Origin of the sequence: Celeribacter baekdonensis (genome assembly GCF_900102315.1) — a bacterium.
GTDB classification, from domain to species: Bacteria; Pseudomonadota; Alphaproteobacteria; order Rhodobacterales; family Rhodobacteraceae; genus Celeribacter; species Celeribacter baekdonensis.
In genome coordinates, this window is sequence record NZ_FNBL01000002.1 from 37,678 (window position 1) to 55,389 (window position 17,712).

The following is a 17,712-nucleotide window of genomic DNA, read 5'->3' on the forward strand; positions in this document are numbered from 1 at the left end:
GTGTGTGCAAAGCCGGGCGCGCACAGACAGGTTGCAACGCGCCCAGAAGGTCCATGGAGCCCCCTGTCAGTCGCCAATCCGTTGCCAGGTATCGCTGCCAATGACGCGACAGCCCTCGGGGCTCACGCCCAACGTCGCAACAGCCACATCGGGCAAGATGATTTCAATCGTATGGTCAAAACGGATCAGATCAGGACGGACCACGTCCAGCACCAATGACAAACGCGATCCGCCTCCCGCGCCCTGTGGGATTTGGTCAAAAACTTCGGGCGACACGTCGGTCTGCCAGCGGTTTTTCCCGGTTTGGGTCCAGCGAGCCTTCATCGTGTGCGACATCTCTAATGTGTTGGGATCAAAAGGGGAGGAAAACGTCATTCGGCGGGTGTCCCCCGTCATCCCCGGCAGCGCGCCGGGCGAGTTTGGGAACGCTTGCGCCACCATCGGCGGACAGCCTTCCATGCGGGTCGGACCGATGTTGGCCTGCCAAAGACCATCGCGCGGGCCGCCCCCCTCTGGGTCATCCGGGAACAGAACCACGGGCGTGTTGGGCGTGGCGGGTTCACCTTCGGGGAACAGGTCTTCGGGCAGGCCGGGCATATTTGGGCGACAGCGGGCCGGGCCGACAAAGGCGACCCGCTCGGCCCCAACCAAGACCTGTACTTCGGCGAGCGTCACCTCGGCCAGATTGATGTTTCGCGTGGTGCGGGCGTTTGCGTCGATCAAAACTGCATGGCCTTCGACATACTCATCGACGATGGCCGCCATGCCGCCGCTGGCATAGACGTCCGTGGCAGGCGTTTCATAGGTCAGCGTGTCGCCGCGAAATGTCAGGATCGGCGGATTGCAGCTTTGCGCGAAGGCAGGTGCGGCGGCCATCACCGCAAGACATGTCAGAATGGCACGCATGGGTCAGTTTCCTTCCAGTTGCGACAGCAAAGCGTCAAGGGCGGCGGGGTTGGTGATCGGTTTTGGCGCATCGACTTTGTCGGCAATGGCGTTGCGGACATCCGCCGCGCCGCCCTGCACCAAGGTGGAGGCGATCAACCCGATCTCATCGGTTGCGATGTAGGGCGTGAATGCGCACAGCGTTCCGACACGGGTCGCAACACAGCCGTCTCCCCCGCTCTGGTTCAGCCCGATCCGCTTGGCATTGCCGGCGGGGTCTTTGTCGGTGAACCAGGTGGCGACGGTGCCATCCGCCTGACGGGTCATCACCTCGACGGACCAGCTCGGCGGCAGGACGCCTGCGATCTGCACATTGGGCTGTTCAAAGGGGCAGGCGGCCTTCAGAGGACAGCGCCGCAAGACCTCACCGGGCACATAGGGTGATGCCGTGGGTGATGCCGTGGGTGACGCCGTGCCTCCGGTGGCCAGCGTGCCCAAAACGTCCCCCATATCCGGCATCGCGCCGTTGCCACTTGTCGCTGCCCCCGCCGCTGCGCCCATCAGGGCCTCCATTGCGCGCGCGGCATTGGGGTCCTCTTTGGCCAGATCTGAGATGATATTCGCCATCGCTTCGGCCGGGCTGGGCAGGTTGCGTGGCGCGGTATCGCGCAACAGCAGTTTGAGCATGTCAAACGCCGCCAAGGTCTCTGCGCTGGCGGGCTCAAACCGACAGAGTAGGCCGGGCTGGACCTCAAGGCAGGGACCGTTCGTCTCCAACCACTGACGCGGGTTCAGGATGACGGCGTTCTCGGGCGCATCAGGGTTGAAAAAACTCATACGGACAAGCCCCCGATCCCCGCCTGCCACATAGGCTTCGCGGGTCGGAACATCGGTGACCCAGCCTGCGGGAAGGACGCCGATGATCTGTGCCTCGGGGTCCTCGAAACTGCACTGAACCGCATCGTCACAGGTAAATCCGATGTCATCTGAGAGGGGCGGTTCGACCTCGATGGGCATGTCACGCGGGATCGCGAAAGAGACCGGCCCGCTGGCGCTGACGGTGATTTGGCCAAAATATGTCGCCCCATCGGCCAAGCCGTTGACCCCCCAAATGCCTTCATCCAGCGCCGTGGTCCACGGTCCGGCAATGGCGGCCCCCGAGGCGACGGGGGGTTCGCCCGCGCGACCGATAGGAATGAGCGTCCAGTCAATGGGCTGACCCTGCGCCCCGTCGGCGGCAATCTCCACCTGCACCACACCCGATCCGGGGTGTGGCGCATCCTCGCCCATGCCGCAGCCGGTGTCGTCATCACAGCGCGCGGCTTCGGTCATTTGGGGCGTCGGTGCGGTGGTGCTTGTGTCTGAGGCAGCACCTATATCTGTCGCGCGGGCTTCCTCGTCAAAATCCACCACAGTGCCAACCGTCAAGGGCAGGCGGGCCGCAACCTGATGTGCGTCATCTAGGCCGCCAAAAATATAGACCAGCTCATATTCACCCGGCTGTGTTGGTGCCAAAAGCGGCTTGGCAGGGCCATAGCGATTGTCGAAAAACTCGGCCAGGGTGACCGTGTTGTCCCAAGACAGGCGTTGGTCGTTCAGCCGAATTTCAAGCCAATCGTCACTGCCCATGCCGCCCGCGATGGTCACCGGAATGTCGGCCCCCGGTTCCACGGCGGGCGGGGCGGTCAATGTGACGTCCGGGCGCTCCACAAAGGTCACGACAAAGGTTTTCATCACCGCGTCTATCGGCAGGTCGGCGTTGCGACTGAAGGTCAAAAGATAATCGCCCGGTTCCGGCGGCGCACGAAACGCCCCGACATGGCCGCCAAGGGTGCTGTCTTGGCTCGCATAATCATAGCGCCGATCCGTTGTGGTGGCGGCATCCAGAGGCAACAGCGAGAGGATGAAATCACCACCGCCGGTGGCCAAGCCTTCCTGACGCACACGGTAGGGCAACAGCGCATTGACCCCCGCCCGAAACGCGCCTGTCGGAGCGGGCATGTCGAGTGTGGGCAACAGGCCCTGAAACGGCACATAAACGGTGCGGTTGTCCCCGGCGGCCACGGGCACGACGACCTCGCCATGGCCCATCTCGCCCGCATCGGCGATGATCCGGTAGTCACTGGCGATCAGGTCCACGGGCAGAGCCGCCGCTTGGGTGAAATCCAAGGTGCCAACGGCGCTGATGGCCCCGGTTGCCAGGTTTTCGGCACTGAATTGCACGCGGTCCGGGCGTCCGGCACTGTCGGCGCGGATGGTGAGATTGAGCGTCGCATGATCCGCGGGCAGGTCATCGACGACAACGGGAGCCGTGGTGCGGATCAACGCGTCGGCCAGTTCGGCGCCGGATTGGGTCGACAGCATAAGCCCGCCCGTGGTGTCGGCGACGCAGGCGATCTGGGCCATTTCGGTCTCGGTCAGGCCAAACCCCACCACATGCGCGCGCACAGGGATGCCCATCGCGGCCAAACCGGACGCGACCGCGCAGACATTGCCACCACAGGTTTCCAACCCGTCCGTGACCAGAACGATATCCGCCTCTTCGCTGGTCGCCGGGATTTGCGTCGCCGCAAGTTGCAGGGCGTCGGCCAAGGGGGTCTTGCCGCGCGGGTTCAGCGTCCGCAGCCGGGCGCCCAAGCCCGCAGGGTCTTGTCGCCCGACCGGGGCCAGCACTTCGATGTCCGTACAATCGCCTTTGCGGGTGTGACCATAGGCGATGACACCCAAAGGCTGTGCCGGATCACGCGCCGCCAAAAAATCGCTCAACACATCGCGTGCCACTTCGATCCGGGAGGTGCCATCGTCCAATTGCGACCACATCGAACCGGAGGCGTCCAGGATCAGCACCGAGGCCCTGTCCTGAGCCGTTTCCTGAGCCGATGCCATCACCGGGAGCGACAAGAGGAGAGAGGCCATCAGCCCCTTAAACGCTGTGCGCATTTTAAAGTCCTTTGAACGATTCGTGACTTGTGACACCAAAATGTCCTTGAAACAGACCCGCTCTCCCGCTTTATTTCAATGTATGGTTTTCCATAGGTCTCGCGATGCATGTCGAAGATATCTACCATCTGCTTGCCACAGGTGCGTGTCCCGAGACCTGTTGGGGCGCCATTCGGCGCTATCTCGATCATCTGGGATTTGATCGCGTCATCTACATTGCCCAGAACGGCGTGGCAGACGGGCCCAGTGTGCGCACAACGATGCCGGACAGGTTTCAGAGCTTTTATGTGGGCAATGGCTACGCGCAGGACGATCCCTTCTTACAGTATTGCCTGTCCTCGCCCGTTCCTGTTGACACCGGCAAAGCCCATATGGATCAATACGCGTATCTGACCGGGCGGCAAAAAGACCTGATCGCGGCGGCGGGCGATGTGGGGTTCAACGCCGGGTTTTCTGTGGCGACACGCTATCCCACGACGCGCAGACCCGAAGGCTGGAACCTTGGCTCCAGCCAGTCGATGCATGAGGTCGAGGCGATCAAGAGGGCGCATCTCGCACAGATCAAGTCTGTGCTGTTTGGGCTGAGTGGTCGGCTTGCCACAGATGGCCCGACCGTTGTTCTGAGTCCGCGCGAGACCCAATGCCTTGATCTTCTCAGCGCGGGATTGCGGATCAAGGCGATTGCAATGGAGCTTGGGATCAAACCCGTCACCGTCGACATGCACCTGTCTAATGCCCGCAAAAAAATGAACGCGCCGACGACGAAATATCTGCTCAAGACCTATTGGGACGCAAAGGCGCGACGTCACGGGTGCGGCTGAGTGAGAGGCGCAATTGAACGAGGCCCCTGTCGGTGTTGGGCCAGCGGCCCCCGCATGAGCGCGCTTAGATTTATTATGATGAATTAGGCTCTACCCAAGCCCTGCCGCCTCGGTTAGAAAATTATCATGATGAAAAATACAGCCCCTCCGATCAGCCCGAAAGTCACCGATCCGAAAGTCACCGATGCACCGCGCGCGCTTAAACGGTCGCGTCCTGTTCAGGTCGCTGATCAGATCAAGCGTTGGGTGGTCGAACGCGATTTGCGCAAAGGCGACAAGTTACCCAACGAGGCCGAAATGATCGCGCAATTCAAAGTGTCAAAAGGCACGGTGCGCGAAGCGATGCGCATCCTTGAAGCGCAGGGGTTGATCGTCACCAAGACCGGTCCCGGCGGCGGCAGTTCGGTGGGCGAGGTGAGCAAGGATCGCGCCATGTCTTTGCTCGGCAATTACTTTTACTTCAAGGATCTGTCCCTGTCTGACATCTACCAAATCCGCAAATTGTTGGAGCCGGAAATGGTGGCCAATCTTGCGGGCCATTTGGATGACAGCACTTTGGCGGAATTGCGCGAGATGGCGCATCAGTACCCTGAACCCGCGCGTTCGCCCGAAGAGGAAAAGCAACAGCACATCTCTTCGCTGGCCTTTCATGCGCGGCTTGCGGAGGCTTCGGACAATGACTTGTTGGGCTTTGTCATCGCTTTCATGGCGCGGATTTTGGCGGATTTGACGGTTTATCGACGGTTATATGCCGCGCCCAACAAAGAGCTATGGGAACGGGGGCGGCGTCACCAAATTGAACTTGTCGATGCCTTGGAGCGCGGCGACGGTCCGGGCGCGCGCGCGATCATGCTGTCGCATATGAAGGGTGCTGAAACGATGATGAACGCTCAGGAAATGCGGATCACCCGCGAGTTTATGGCCGAAACTCCAACACCCTGAAATCTTTCGAAAAAATCACCTTTCGTAAAATCTGTGTCTCAGGGTTTCGCGAAATGCTTCAGGCCTGTTTTCTACGTGATCGGCGCGGGCGCGACAGGGCCGACCGGCGCACGCGTTCGGTCGGTTTTGACCGGGACTTCCCCCAACCAATGCGCATAGGGCGGCTGGCTGACCTTGTTGGCAAGGGCTGCGAGATCGTCCAGCGGCGTGTCGCTTTGATCAATCCTAAGGTCGATTGGCGGGGCCAACGGGTTGAGGATCAAGAGGGCGGCGGATTGCAATCCGCGTACGTCGCTGCCTGCGGCTTCGGCTGTGCGCAGGGCGGACAAAAGCCGGGTGGCGGGGGTGCCGGTGCTGTTTCGGAAACTTTCGGCCATCGCCTCTAAGACAGCGCGTGATTGGATCATGTTCCCGGCCACAATCAGGTTTGGGGTGGCGATGACATCGGCAAAGGCAACGCTTTCAGCCCCGGTGAATCCCGCCGTGTCGCCGGAGCGGTCCAGCACAGAGAGTTGACGATGATCGCGGCCTGTGTCCGCCGCGGTCAGCGATGCGACCACATCGGTGGCGGCCGCTCCGGCGTATAATTGGCGCATGGCATCGTCGCGCCAGAACGTACTGGGCGCGGTGCCTTGAGAGGCGCAAAGCCCCGATTCGATGTCGCCCCGCAACACCCAGCCCCCAACGCACAGGCTGCCCGTCGCGGCGGCCCCTGCGTAAACGCCTGTTTTTTCGTCATATGTGAGAATGGAAAATGTCATGGTGCGACCTCTAACACATTTGCCTTGAATTTATCATGAGAATTTGTCCAAATGCAATTAATCATTATAAATAGAATGCAACAGAGAGGATATCCCATGACTTTCCGAGCCCCTTCACGTCGCGCCTTGTTCGCGGCGACTGCGGCCGCGGCGCTGATGCTGTCGCTGGGCGGCGCACAGGCGCAAACGCCCGAGAATGTGCTGATCGTCGGTCAAATCGCGGAGCCGCAGGCGCTTGATCCGGCGGCGGTGACGGCGGTCAATGATTTCCGCATCCTGATGAACATGTATGACGGCTTGGTGCGCTACAAAGACGGCACGCTTGAGGTTGAACCCGCCTTGGCCACCGACTGGACGATTTCCGAGGATGGCACGGTCTACACCTTCACCCTGCGTGAGGGCGTGATGTTCCATGATGGTAGCGCCTTCGACGCAGAGGCCGTGAAGTTCAATTTTGAGCGGATGTTGAAGGAGGATCACCCCTATCACAACACCGGCCCGTTCCCGCTTGCGTTCTTCTTTTCGGCGGTCGAGAGCGTTGATGTGATTGATCCCCTGACGGTGGCCTTCACGCTCAACGCCCCCTACGCGCCATTTTTGTCCAACCTCGCCTATCCAACCGGCCTGATTGTCTCGCCCGCTGCGGTCATGGAATATGGTGTCGATTTTGGTCGTCATCCGTCGGGCACGGGGGCGTTTTCCTTTGGCGAATGGCGCAGCAACGAGGCCGTCGTCGTGCAGGCCAACCCCGAATACTGGGACGGCGCACCCAAGCTTGAAACCGTGGTGTTCCGCCCGATCACCGATGCCAACACCCGTTCGGCCGAGATGCTCGCAGGCGGGATTGATCTTATGGTCGAAGTGCCGCCCGTGGCACTGAGCGAGTTTCAAAGCGACGCCTATACCGTCTATGAACAGGCGGGGCCGCATGTCTGGTTCCTGATCCTCAATGCCAAAGAAGGCCCCTTTGCCGACAAGCGCGTGCGTCAGGCGGCGAACTATGCGATCAACAAAGAGGCGATCGTCAATGACGTGCTTGAAGGCACGGCAGAGGTCGCAGCGGGCCCAACGCCGCCCGCGTTTGCCTGGGCGTATAATGCCGATCTCGATCCCTATCCCTATGATCCCGCGCGGGCGCAGGCCTTGCTCAAAGAGGCGGGGGCCGAAGGCGCGGAGCTGACATTCTATGTCACCGAAGGCGGCTCTGGCATGTTGGACCCTGTCGCCATGGGCACCGCGATTCAGGCCGATCTGGAGGCCGTGGGGCTCGACGTGAAAATCGAAACCTACGAGTGGAACACCTTCCTGGGCAATGTGAACCCCGGCCTTGAAGGCAAGGCGGATATGGCGGAAATGGCATGGATGACCAATGATCCGGACACGCTGCCCTTCCTCGCGTTGCGCACCGAAGCCTGGCCCGACAAGGGCGGGTTCAACTCCGGCTATTATTCCAACCCCGAAGTGGACGCCTTGCTTGATGCGGCCCGTGTCGAGACCGATCAGGACGAACGCGCGCGGCTCTATCAAGAGATGCAGGTGATCGTGCAAGACGACGCGCCTTGGGTGTTCGTGGCCAACTGGAAACAAAACGCAGTCACCTCTGATCGCGTTGAGGGCTTTGCTTTGCAGCCTTCGTTCTTCCTGCTTTTGGATGATGTGACCAAAAATTGAGGGCAGGCGGCGCGATCTCTTGCGGGGTCGCGCCACAGTGAGGGGACGATCACATGACCGGATATATTCTCAAACGGCTCGTCTCGGCGATCCCGGTGCTTTTGGGCATCAGCGTGATCGTGTTTTTGATCATGGCGATGATCCCCGGTGATCCGGCGACGGCGATCCTTGGCTCTTATGCCACGCCTGAAAACGTCGAAAAACTGAACCGTGATCTTGGTTTGGATCAGGGCTTGGTGCCGCGTTATTTCATTTGGCTCGGCCATATGGTGCAAGGCGATTTCGGCCGCAGCTTTGCGCTCAACCGTCCGGTTTTGGACGAGGTGCTTGACCGTTTCGGGGCCACGCTGATCCTTGCGGGCACGTCTTTTGTGTTGTGTTCGCTCTTGGGCGTGGCGGCGGGCGTGGTGTCCGCCGCGCGTCAATATGGATGGGCCGACAAGGCGATCACCTTTGTCGTGCTCGTGGGGATTTCGATCCCGTCGTTTTTCCTCGGCATGATGATGATCCTGATCTTTGCGGTGCAATTGCGGTGGTTTCCGGTCTCTGGCATGTGGCCCATTTATGGCGATCGCACGTTGTGGGTGTTGCTCGATCACCTGTTCATGCCTGCCCTTGCGTTGGCGGTGGTGGCGACCGGGGTGATTGCGCGGCTGGCGCGCTCTGCCATGCTGGAAGTTTTGCGACAGGATTTCATCCGCACGGCGCGGGCCAAAGGCGTGCGCGAAGGGCGCGTGATCTGGCGCCATGCGTTGCGCGCGGCGATGGTGTCGATCATTCCGGTCTTGGGGATTCAGGCCGGGTTTGTGTTGTCTGGCGCGGTCTATATCGAGATGGTGTTCCAATGGCCCGGCGTGGGCCGGATGTTGGTCGATGCCATCCTGAAGCGGGATATTTTGCTGGTGCAGGGCGGGGTGGTGTTCATCGCGGCCTGTTATGTGATGTTCAACATCATGGTGGATGTGGCGCAGGCCATGCTCGACCCGAGGATCAAAACATGAGGGGCTTTTTGACATTGCTGGCGCGTAACCGATTGGCGCTTGTCGGGCTGATCGTGATCGGCTGTGTCGCGCTTTTGGCCCTGATCACGCCGCTTTTGCCACTGGCCAACCCGAATGTGATCGACACGCCCAATCGGTTTCAGCCGCCGTTCAGCGCCGGGGCGGTTTTGGGCACCGACCATTTGGGCCGCGATCTTCTCAGCCGGTTGCTCTGGGGCACCCGCCTGAGTCTTGCCATGGGATTGGCCGCCGCGATGATTGCCGCGACCATCGGTTCGGCCATTGGCATCATCGCGGGCTATTACGGCGGGCGCACCGATAATGTGATCATGCGCGGTGTCGATATGTTGATGGGGTTTCCTTATATTCTTCTGGCGCTGGCGATTGTGGCCGCTCTTGGGCCGGGCCTGATGAATGCGCTGATCGCGGTGGCTGCGGTCAATGTGCCGTTTTTTGCCCGTAACATTCGCGGTATCACCGTTGGCATCGCGCATAAGGAATTTGTCGATGCGGCGCGGCTGTCGGGGATGCGCAACCGCGACATCATCCTCAGCGAAGTGTTGCCCAATGTCTTGCCGGTCATCGTCATCGCCATGTCGACGACCGTGGGCTGGATGATTTTGGAGACGGCGGGGCTGTCGTTCCTTGGTCTTGGCTCGCAGCCGCCGCAAGCGGATTTGGGGTCGATGCTGGGCGAGGCCCGTTCGGCGCTGATCACCCATCCACACACCTCGATTGTGCCCGGCGCGATGATTTTGGTCATTGTGATGGGGATCAATCTTTTAGGCGACGGCGTGCGCGATGCGCTTGATCCGCGGTTGAAATCCGGCGCGCTGAGCCGCCCGATGCCTGCCACCACTGTGGATCGTCACGGCCCTGTGCCCACGGCCCGGACCGACAGTCTTTTGGATATCGTCGGGTTGCGCACGGAGTTTCGGGTGCGTGATCGCGTGTATAAAGCTGTGGGTGGCGTCGATCTACATGTTGAGCAGGGCGAATGCCTTGGCATCATCGGCGAAAGCGGGTCCGGCAAATCGGTGACCGCCCTGAGCGTGATGGGGCTTGTCGCCTCGCCTCCGGGTGTGATCACTGGCGGTGCGGTGCATTTCGACGGCACGGACCTTATCGGTGCGCCTTATGAGGTGTTGCGCGCTCTGCGTGGGCGTCGTGTGGCCTATATTTTTCAGGACCCTTTGGCGACATTGCATCCGCTTTACAAGGTTGGCGATCAGTTGATCGAAGCGATCCAGACCCATGACCCCCTGTCGAAAGAGGCGGCTCGCATCCGCGCGATTGATCTGCTCAAATCGGTGCGTATCCCCAATGCGGAGAGCCGGATCGACAGCTATCCCTATGAAATGTCTGGCGGAATGCGCCAAAGGGTTGGGATTGCCATGGCGCTGGCCAATGACCCCGACGTGATCATCGCGGACGAACCAACCACTGCGCTTGATGTCACCGTGCAGGCGCAAATCCTGTCGGTGCTCAGCGACCTGCGGCGCGAGCGTGGCTTGGCGATCATTTTCATCACCCATGATTTCGGTGTTGTCGGCCAATTGTGCGACCGTGTGGCGGTGATGTACGCAGGCCAGATCGTTGAGGAAGGTCCGACCGAGGCGGTTCTGCGCAACCCGCACCACCCCTACACCAGCCGCCTGATCGATTGTGTGCCGACCTTGGGCGGCGGGCAGCGCAAACTGGCCGCGATTCCGGGGCTGCCGCCTGTTGTGGACAGATTGCCCGTGGGCTGTGCTTTTGCCGAGCGCTGTGACAAGGCCGATCCCACCTGCCGCGCGGATGCGATTGCGCTCATGCCAACGGGGGCGGGCCGCAAGACCCGCTGTCTTTTCCCCGAAACCAAACAGGAACGCATCGTATGAGTGAGGCCCTGAAACTGACCGATCTGTCAAAGTCCTTTGCGGTTGGCAAACGTCTGTTTGGTCCGCCCAAAGCGATGGTTCATGCGGTGCAGCCGCTGGATTTGACCGTGACAACCGGGGAGACCTTGGGGATCGTGGGCGAGTCTGGCTGTGGCAAATCCACACTGGCAAAAATGCTTGTGGGCCTTTTGCCGCCCACCACCGGCCAGATTGAAATCGAAGGGGCGGTTTTGGACAATGCCGATCCCGCACGCTTTGGCAAGCGCATCCAATATGTGTTCCAAGACCCGATCAGCAGCCTCAATCCGCGCAAGACCATCCGGCAGATCATGGAGGTGCCCCTGCGGCGGTTGCATCACATGGACAAAGCCACCCGTGCCGCCCGCATCCGCGAGATTTTCGCCGCCGTGAACCTGCGCGAGGAGTTTCTTGATCGCTATCCGCATGAGTTTTCCGGCGGTCAGGCGCAACGGATCGGCATTGCCCGCGCCTTGGCGGCCCAAGCGCGGATCTTGATCCTGGACGAACCGGTCTCGGCGCTTGACGTATCGGTGCAGGCGCAGGTTTTGAACCTGTTGGCGGACCTCAAGGAGGCGTTCGGCCTGACCTATCTGTTCATCAGCCATGATTTGGCGGTGGTCGAAGCGGTCAGCGATCGCATCGCGGTGTTGTATTTCGGAGCGATTGTCGAAGTGGGGTCCGCGCGCGAGATTTTTGCCAATGCACGCCACCCCTACACCGCGCTTCTGGCCGCAAGTGCCCCCGAGGTCGGTCGCCCGATTGTGGCGCCCGAGACTGCGGCCACCGAATTGCCCGATCCGTTGTCGCCGCCTTTGGGCTGTGCGTTCAACGAGCGCTGTGGCTTTGCAACGGATCGGTGTCGCGCCGAGAAACCGGCGCTGACCACCGATGAGACCGGGCGCGCCTTTGCCTGTTTCAACCCACTGGCCACAACGCGCTGAACCAAGGGCGATTTTCCGATTGGCGAAGGATGCGCACGCGTCCACAGGCAGGGCAGAGATCTCTGGCCGGGACGGGGGGTCGTTGTTTTTAGACTTCACAGCGCCGATGATTCCCATTAGGACGAACCCGCTTTGGTCCGGGCGGTTCGCCGTCCGGTTAAAAGGGAATGTGGTTCGGTTCACCCAATGGGTGCCAAGTCCACAACTGCCCCCGCAACTGTAGGCGGAGAGCGAAGCCGGAAAATGCCACTGTCGCACATTGGGCGACGGGAAGGTTCGGCCAAGCGATGACCCGTGAGTCAGGAGACCTGCCAAGGTGCTCACCCTGTTCGGACGCGTGGGGCGTGCCGGGCTGCGGACGTTCCGCATGTGGTGATTTCACCGTCTGCGGGGGGTCACTTTCCCTCGACTGGCATTTGTTCAAATCCGCGACCTCAAAGGGTCGTTTTCGAGGGTTATACATGAATCGCTTTACTTTTCTGGTCGCATCCGCCGGCCTTTGTGTGATTTCCGCGCCGGGTGTCGCGCAGGAGACATTCGTTTTGGATGAGATCATCGTCACCGGCGGGTTGTCCCCGATCGCTGCCGAAAAATTTGGCCGCGCCGTCAGTGTCGTGACCGCAGAAGACATCAAAGAGCGCGGCATCACCACGGTGCAGGATGCCCTGCGTGCTTTGCCCGGCGTATCGGTCAACGGCACTGGCACAAGTGACACCCAAGTCCGCATCCGCGGCGGCGAGGCCAACCACACGCTGGTCCTGATCGACGGCATCGCCGCCGCCGGGGGGAATGGGGAATATACGTTCAGCGGTCTGGAAACCGCCAATATCGAGCGCATAGAGGTGCTGCGCGGGCCGCAATCGGTCTATTACGGCTCAAACGCCTCCGCCGGGGTGATCAACATCATCACCCGCAAAGGCACGGAGGGCACGACACTGAATGGCAGTCTTGAGGTTGGCTCCGGCACCACCGCGAGCACCTTTGTGGCACGGCGGGATGCGCAGGGCGGTGTGTCTTTGGCACTGTCGCACATGGATGATCCGGGCTTTGACCAATCGGGCGATGGTGGGGAAAAGGACGGGCTGACGCGCTCCACCGCGATCCTGTCGGGCGATTATCAGGCGACGGATGAATTGAAACTGGGGTTCACTCTACGCCGTTCTGAAGAACGTTACGAGTATGACAGTGCAAACTGGCTGGCGAGCGATGCGGACAGCTATATGATGGATGATCCAACGCAGTATGCCAATCGTGATGAGCTGACGGCTGGCGTCTTTGGTGAATATAGCATGAGGGAGGGGCGATTGACCCACCGTCTGGCTGTTGAAACGACGCAAAACAGGTTGAAAAACAATGGCGGAGCCACCACCAAAACCACCACAGATGCGGTAAAATACCGGCTCAGCTATGGCCTCGACGGCGCGGTGGATCAGGCGGATCAGCTTCTGAACCTATTGTTGGAACATCGTGAGGATGACAGCAGTTCCAACCCGACCTATGGCCGCGCGGCGACATCCGTGGCACTCGAATATCGCGGTAGCTTTGCCTCGGGGCTTGATGTTCAGGCCGGGGCGCGGTTTGACGACAACGACGTGTTCAAGGATGCGACAACATGGAATCTCGGCCTGTCCTATCTCATGGACAACGGTGTGCGGCTGCATGGCTCTGCGGGCGAGGGCGTGGTGAACCCCACCTATTTCGAACTCTATGCCGATGCCTTTGGCTACACCGGGAACCCGGACCTGCAACCGGAGCGCAATCTCAGCTATGATCTCGGTGTCGAGCTGCCGATTTTTGGCGACCGGGGGACAGTGGATGTGACCCTGTTTAAAGAGCGCCTGACGGATGAAATTACCTCTGTCAGCACCGATTCGGGGCGCACCTTTATCAACCAGACCGGGAACAGCGATCGACGCGGCGTTGAGATCGCAGGCGTGCTTGACGCCACCGATGCGCTGTCTCTGCGTCTTGGCTACACCTATCTTGAGGCCAAAAACCCCGACAAAACCGTCGAGATTCGCCGTCCGCGCCATGAGTTGACACTTGGCGGCACGCTGGACGCCTTTGGTGGGCGTGGTTCGGTTTCGGCCGATCTGCGCCATGTTGCGGGCAATTACGACACGCAGTTCTGGGGGAGCTATCAAACGGTCAAACTGCCCAGCTCCACCACCGTCAATCTGGCGGCGCACTATGATCTGACAGATCGTGTGCAACTCACCGGGCGGGTCGAAAATCTCTTTGATGCGGATGCCACCGAGGTCTGGGGCTATGCCACGCGGGGTCGCGCCGTTTATGTCGGGCTCAATGCACAGTTCTAGGTCCGCCCTTGGTCTCGTTCTGTCGGGGGTGCTGGTGTGCAGTGCCCCCGTCCTTGCCCCCGTCATGGCGCGTGCAGAGATGCCCGCGCGCGTTGTCTCAATGAACCTGTGCACCGATCAGCTTGCGATGATGCTGGCGGCTCCGGGGCAATTGAGGTCGGTGTCGTTCTTGGCCTCCGATCCGCGCTCTTCCGCGATGGCGGAGGAGGCCGCATCCTATCCCGCCAATCGTGGGCAGGCCGAAGAGATTTACCTGATGCAGCCCGATCTGGTGGTCGCGGGGGCGTATACCTCCCGCGCCACCGTCGCCTTGTTGCAACGTCTGGGGGTCCAGGTCGAGATTTTCGCGCCTGTCACCGCACTCGACGACGTGCCCGCACAGATCACGCGGATGGGCGATGTTTTGGGCCAACAGGACAAGGCCGCACAGATCATCGCGACCTATGAGGCGGATTTGAAAGCCTTTCAGCAGGAAAGCGGGCGCAGCCCCACTGCCGTGCTCTATGAGGCCAATGGCTACACCTCAGGGGCGCAAAGCCTGTCGGGGCAAATTTTGGCCACGGCAGGGTTCACCAATCTGGCCAATGAGGCCGCTTATGCCTGGGGCGCCAACATGCCGCTTGAGGTGTTGGTGATGAAAGCCCCCGAAGCGGTGATCACCAGCCGATCCTATCCGGGCGGCTCGCGCGCCGAGGATATCCTGAGCCATCCGGCCCTGCGCGCCACCCAAGACCGTCGCGCAGAAGGCAGCGTGTCCGATAGCGATTGGGTCTGTGGCACACCTTATGTTTTGCGTGCGGTCGCGCAGATGGTAAGCCTGCGCCATACGCTGACAAACGGAGAGGATTGATGCGCCTCTATGTGATCCTTTTGATCCTGATGGGGACGCTGTTTGGCGTGGCCTTGATGATCGGCCCGGCAGGCATTGCGCCGCTGGACAGTCTGCGCGCGCTGATCTTTGGCGGTGACGGCCCCATGACGCTGGTGATGCGCGAAATCCGCCTGCCGCGCGCGCTTTTGGCGCTGATGATCGGGGCGGCGCTTGGAATGTCGGGGGCGGCGATGCAGGGCTATCTGCGCAACCCTCTGGCCGATCCGGGGCTGATCGGCGTGTCAGGATCGGCGGCTTTGGGGGCGGTGATCGCGATCCAAACCGGCATCGCGGCCACCACCACCTTGGCGCTGCCGGTTTCGGCATTGGTGGGCGCGTTGGTCGGCGTGGTCCTGGTGCTGATGCTGGCGGGGCCACGCGGCGGATCGCTGACGCTGATCCTTGCGGGCATTGCGATTTCGGCCCTCGCCGGGGCTTTGACCTCCTTGGTTTTGAACCTGTCGCCCAATCCTTTCGCGGCCAATGACATCGTGTTCTGGATGATGGGGTCGCTGGCCGATCGTTCGATGACCCATGTCTGGCTGGTACTGCCGCTGATCGTCGTGGGGCTGGGGATGTTGGCGCTGATGCGCCGGGGGCTTGATGCGCTCACATTGGGCGAAGATGCGGCGCAGGCGATGGGGATCAACCTTGCCCAATTGCGCCTGTTGTTGGTGCTTGGCACGGCCTGTGTGGTCGGGGCCTCCACCGCCGTGGCGGGCGCGATTGGGTTTATCGGCCTTGTGGTGCCGCACATGCTACGTGGCTGGGTCGGCGCTCGTCCGGGGCGGCTTCTTTGGGCCTCAGCCCTTGGTGGCGCGGTGATGCTCCTGGCGGCGGATATCGCTGTGCGGGTGATTTTGCCCATGCGCGATCTGAAACTTGGCGTGGTGACGGCACTGGTCGGCGCGCCGCTGTTTCTGCATTTGATCTATCGCACGCGGAGGGGGCTATGACGTTGCTTTCCGTCAAAGGACTTGCCGTTTCGCTTGGCGGCAGGTCGGTGTTGCAAGACGTCTCCCTGACTGTGGACAAGGGCGAGGTCGTTGGGTTGATCGGGCCGAATGGCGCGGGCAAGACCACGCTTATGCGCGCCATTTTGGGCCTTGTGCCGCATCAGGGCCGCTCGTCTTTGGCGCAACTGTCGCCGCGGGCGCGGGGGCGCGCCGCCGCGTGGATGCCGCAAACGCGCGAGATTGCTTGGCCGGTGTCGGTTGAAACGCTGGTGGCGCTGGGCCGCACGCCGCATCTGGCACCGGGGCAACGCGCCAGTGCCGAGGACCGCGCGGCGGTGGATCGGGCGCTTAAGCGGATGGGGTTGCAAGAGTTCCGCCACCGTATCGCCACCGCATTGTCGGGCGGCGAACAGGCCCGTGTGCTGATGGCGCGCGCTCTGGCGCAAGACGCGCCGCTTTTGATGGCGGACGAGCCGATTGCCGGGCTGGACCCGGCGCATCAAATCTCGACCATGCGCACGTTTGCATCGCTTGCCGCCGAAGGTCAGGCGGTGATCGTGTCCCTGCATGATCTGGGTCTTGGGGTGCGTCATTGCACGCGGCTGATTGTGTTGGATCAGGGCCGCATCGTCGCCGATGGCGCGCCGACCTCGGTGCTGACGCCTGCGCTTTTGCGCGACACATTCGGCATCTCGGCTTGGTTTGAAACCACGCCTCAAGGTGCCGTTTTTCAGCCGCTGGAGGTGCTGGAATGACTGTCGCCCTGAACCGGCCTTGGCTGTCTTTCGATCTTGGGCAGGACATGCAGGTGCTCAGTTGGGCGCTGAACCGTCCGGGGTTTGTCACCGCGCGGCGCATCCTGTGGCGCGAGGTGCGCAACGCCGATCTGAGCGAAACGCTGGATGCGCGCGCATGGCTTTGCGGTGAGTTGGCCGGGCTTGGCGCGCAAGACGCCGTGGCTTTTTTGACCTCGCGCGATGTGCGCCGTTTTCAAAAATCCGAGGTCGAGGTGGACGGCATGTGCGCCACCTGTGTGGTCACGGTTGGCCTGTCCAATGCCGAACGTGTGGGGATGCGCGTGGTGCGGCCTCACGATGCCTGGGGCACGATCAACATCGCGGTGCGGCTGAGCCATGGTTTGTCGCAGGCCGGGTTGATCGAGGCGCTCACGATCATTGCCGAGGCCCGCACCGCCGCCATTCTTGACGCCGCCTTGCCGCTTGAGAGCGCTGGCGGCACGGCCACCGGTTTGGCCACTGGCTTGGCCACCGGTTTGGCCACTGGCACGGGCACCGATTGTATCGCGGTCGCCGCACCTGTCGGGACCGACGATTATGCTGGCCTGCACACGGCGGTGGGCGAAGCGATCGGGGCCGCCGTCTATCGCGCCACGCTTCAAGGCGCTCAGGACTGGCTGGTGGATCGCCAGCATGTCTCATAGGGCTTGTCGCGGGCACACATCTGAGAAACATCACAAAGTTCTGCCTTTTGCGTCAGTGGCTTTGTCTCTGCCCTCGGAACCGGCATCGAAAGCAGTCTTTCGCTGCGCCATGTAGGTGTGTCGGCAATGCGGGACTGAGCGGGCTTTCGCTTCGCATAGGCCAATGACGGCAGCCAGCCCAATCCCGACCTTCATGCACGGTGCAGCGATGACCGTGCTGCAGGCGCGAAGGCACCCGATAGTTTCCCGAAAGCTGCCATTGG

The 17,712-nt window shown here is 61.4% G+C and carries 14 protein-coding genes and 1 riboswitch; of the genes, 11 read left to right on the forward strand and 3 right to left on the reverse strand.

Annotated features, from left to right (window positions below; translation table 11 throughout):
• Positions 1-66: 66 nt before the first annotated feature.
• Together BLT54_RS04290 and BLT54_RS04295 are read right to left on the reverse strand one after the other, a co-directional pair.
• Positions 67-906 carry a hypothetical protein gene (locus BLT54_RS04290; protein WP_074641599.1) on the reverse strand — a complete coding sequence of 280 codons (840 nt, stop codon included), beginning with the start codon at positions 904-906 and terminating at the stop codon, positions 67-69.
• A gap of 3 nt (positions 907-909) precedes the next feature.
• A complete protein-coding gene (locus tag BLT54_RS04295) occupies positions 910-3,825 on the reverse strand; it encodes a vWA domain-containing protein (RefSeq protein ID WP_074641602.1) in 2,916 nt (971 codons plus the stop codon).
• A gap of 104 nt (positions 3,826-3,929) precedes the next feature.
• Between BLT54_RS04295 and BLT54_RS04300 the strand changes: the two genes are divergently transcribed.
• Both BLT54_RS04300 and BLT54_RS04305 read left to right on the forward strand, forming a co-directional pair.
• Positions 3,930-4,646 (forward strand): helix-turn-helix transcriptional regulator, encoded by a 717-nt coding sequence (locus BLT54_RS04300; RefSeq protein ID WP_074641604.1) that lies wholly within the window; start codon positions 3,930-3,932, stop codon positions 4,644-4,646.
• A 129-nt stretch (positions 4,647-4,775) separates the two neighbouring features.
• Positions 4,776-5,588 carry a FadR/GntR family transcriptional regulator gene (locus tag BLT54_RS04305; RefSeq protein ID WP_074642395.1) on the forward strand — a complete coding sequence of 271 codons (813 nt, stop codon included), beginning with the start codon at positions 4,776-4,778 and terminating at the stop codon, positions 5,586-5,588.
• A 71-nt stretch (positions 5,589-5,659) separates the two neighbouring features.
• Here BLT54_RS04305 and BLT54_RS04310 read toward each other — a convergent pair whose 3' ends face one another.
• Positions 5,660-6,349 (reverse strand): DUF1028 domain-containing protein, encoded by a 690-nt coding sequence (locus BLT54_RS04310; protein WP_074641607.1) that lies wholly within the window; start codon positions 6,347-6,349, stop codon positions 5,660-5,662.
• A 96-nt stretch (positions 6,350-6,445) separates the two neighbouring features.
• Here BLT54_RS04310 and BLT54_RS04315 point away from each other — a divergent pair, with 96 nt between their 5' ends.
• The 9 genes from BLT54_RS04315 (at position 6,446) to BLT54_RS04355 (ending at position 17,449) form a co-directional block, all read left to right on the forward strand.
• Positions 6,446-8,020, forward strand: a complete 1,575-nt coding sequence (locus tag BLT54_RS04315; RefSeq protein ID WP_074641609.1) for an ABC transporter substrate-binding protein — start codon at positions 6,446-6,448, stop codon at positions 8,018-8,020.
• A gap of 53 nt (positions 8,021-8,073) precedes the next feature.
• Positions 8,074-9,021: an ABC transporter permease gene (locus BLT54_RS04320; protein WP_074641611.1), complete on the forward strand. Its 948-nt coding sequence runs from the start codon at positions 8,074-8,076 to the stop codon at positions 9,019-9,021.
• The gene (locus BLT54_RS04325) at positions 9,018-10,901 is read left to right on the forward strand and encodes a dipeptide/oligopeptide/nickel ABC transporter permease/ATP-binding protein (RefSeq protein ID WP_074641613.1); all 1,884 of its coding nucleotides are present in this window, start codon (positions 9,018-9,020) and stop codon (positions 10,899-10,901) included. The genes BLT54_RS04320 and BLT54_RS04325 overlap by 4 nt, the downstream gene beginning before the upstream one ends.
• Entirely contained in the window at positions 10,898-11,863 is a 966-nt protein-coding gene (locus BLT54_RS04330) for an ABC transporter ATP-binding protein (protein ID WP_074641615.1), read from the forward strand. Before BLT54_RS04325 ends, BLT54_RS04330 begins: the two co-directional genes overlap by 4 nt.
• A 116-nt stretch (positions 11,864-11,979) precedes the next feature.
• A riboswitch (cobalamin riboswitch) is annotated at positions 11,980-12,193 on the forward strand.
• A 131-nt stretch (positions 12,194-12,324) separates the two neighbouring features.
• Positions 12,325-14,181 (forward strand): TonB-dependent receptor plug domain-containing protein, encoded by a 1,857-nt coding sequence (locus BLT54_RS04335; protein WP_074641617.1) that lies wholly within the window; start codon positions 12,325-12,327, stop codon positions 14,179-14,181.
• The gene (locus tag BLT54_RS04340) at positions 14,168-15,031 is read left to right on the forward strand and encodes an ABC transporter substrate-binding protein (RefSeq protein ID WP_074642399.1); all 864 of its coding nucleotides are present in this window, start codon (positions 14,168-14,170) and stop codon (positions 15,029-15,031) included. The genes BLT54_RS04335 and BLT54_RS04340 overlap by 14 nt, the downstream gene beginning before the upstream one ends.
• The gene (locus BLT54_RS04345) at positions 15,031-16,008 is read left to right on the forward strand and encodes a FecCD family ABC transporter permease (protein ID WP_074641619.1); all 978 of its coding nucleotides are present in this window, start codon (positions 15,031-15,033) and stop codon (positions 16,006-16,008) included. Before BLT54_RS04340 ends, BLT54_RS04345 begins: the two co-directional genes overlap by 1 nt.
• Positions 16,005-16,763: an ABC transporter ATP-binding protein gene (locus BLT54_RS04350; protein ID WP_074641623.1), complete on the forward strand. Its 759-nt coding sequence runs from the start codon at positions 16,005-16,007 to the stop codon at positions 16,761-16,763. The genes BLT54_RS04345 and BLT54_RS04350 overlap by 4 nt, the downstream gene beginning before the upstream one ends.
• A complete protein-coding gene (locus tag BLT54_RS04355) occupies positions 16,760-17,449 on the forward strand; it encodes an adenosylcobinamide amidohydrolase (protein ID WP_074641626.1) in 690 nt (229 codons plus the stop codon). Before BLT54_RS04350 ends, BLT54_RS04355 begins: the two co-directional genes overlap by 4 nt.
• Positions 17,450-17,712: the final 263 nt, after the last annotated feature.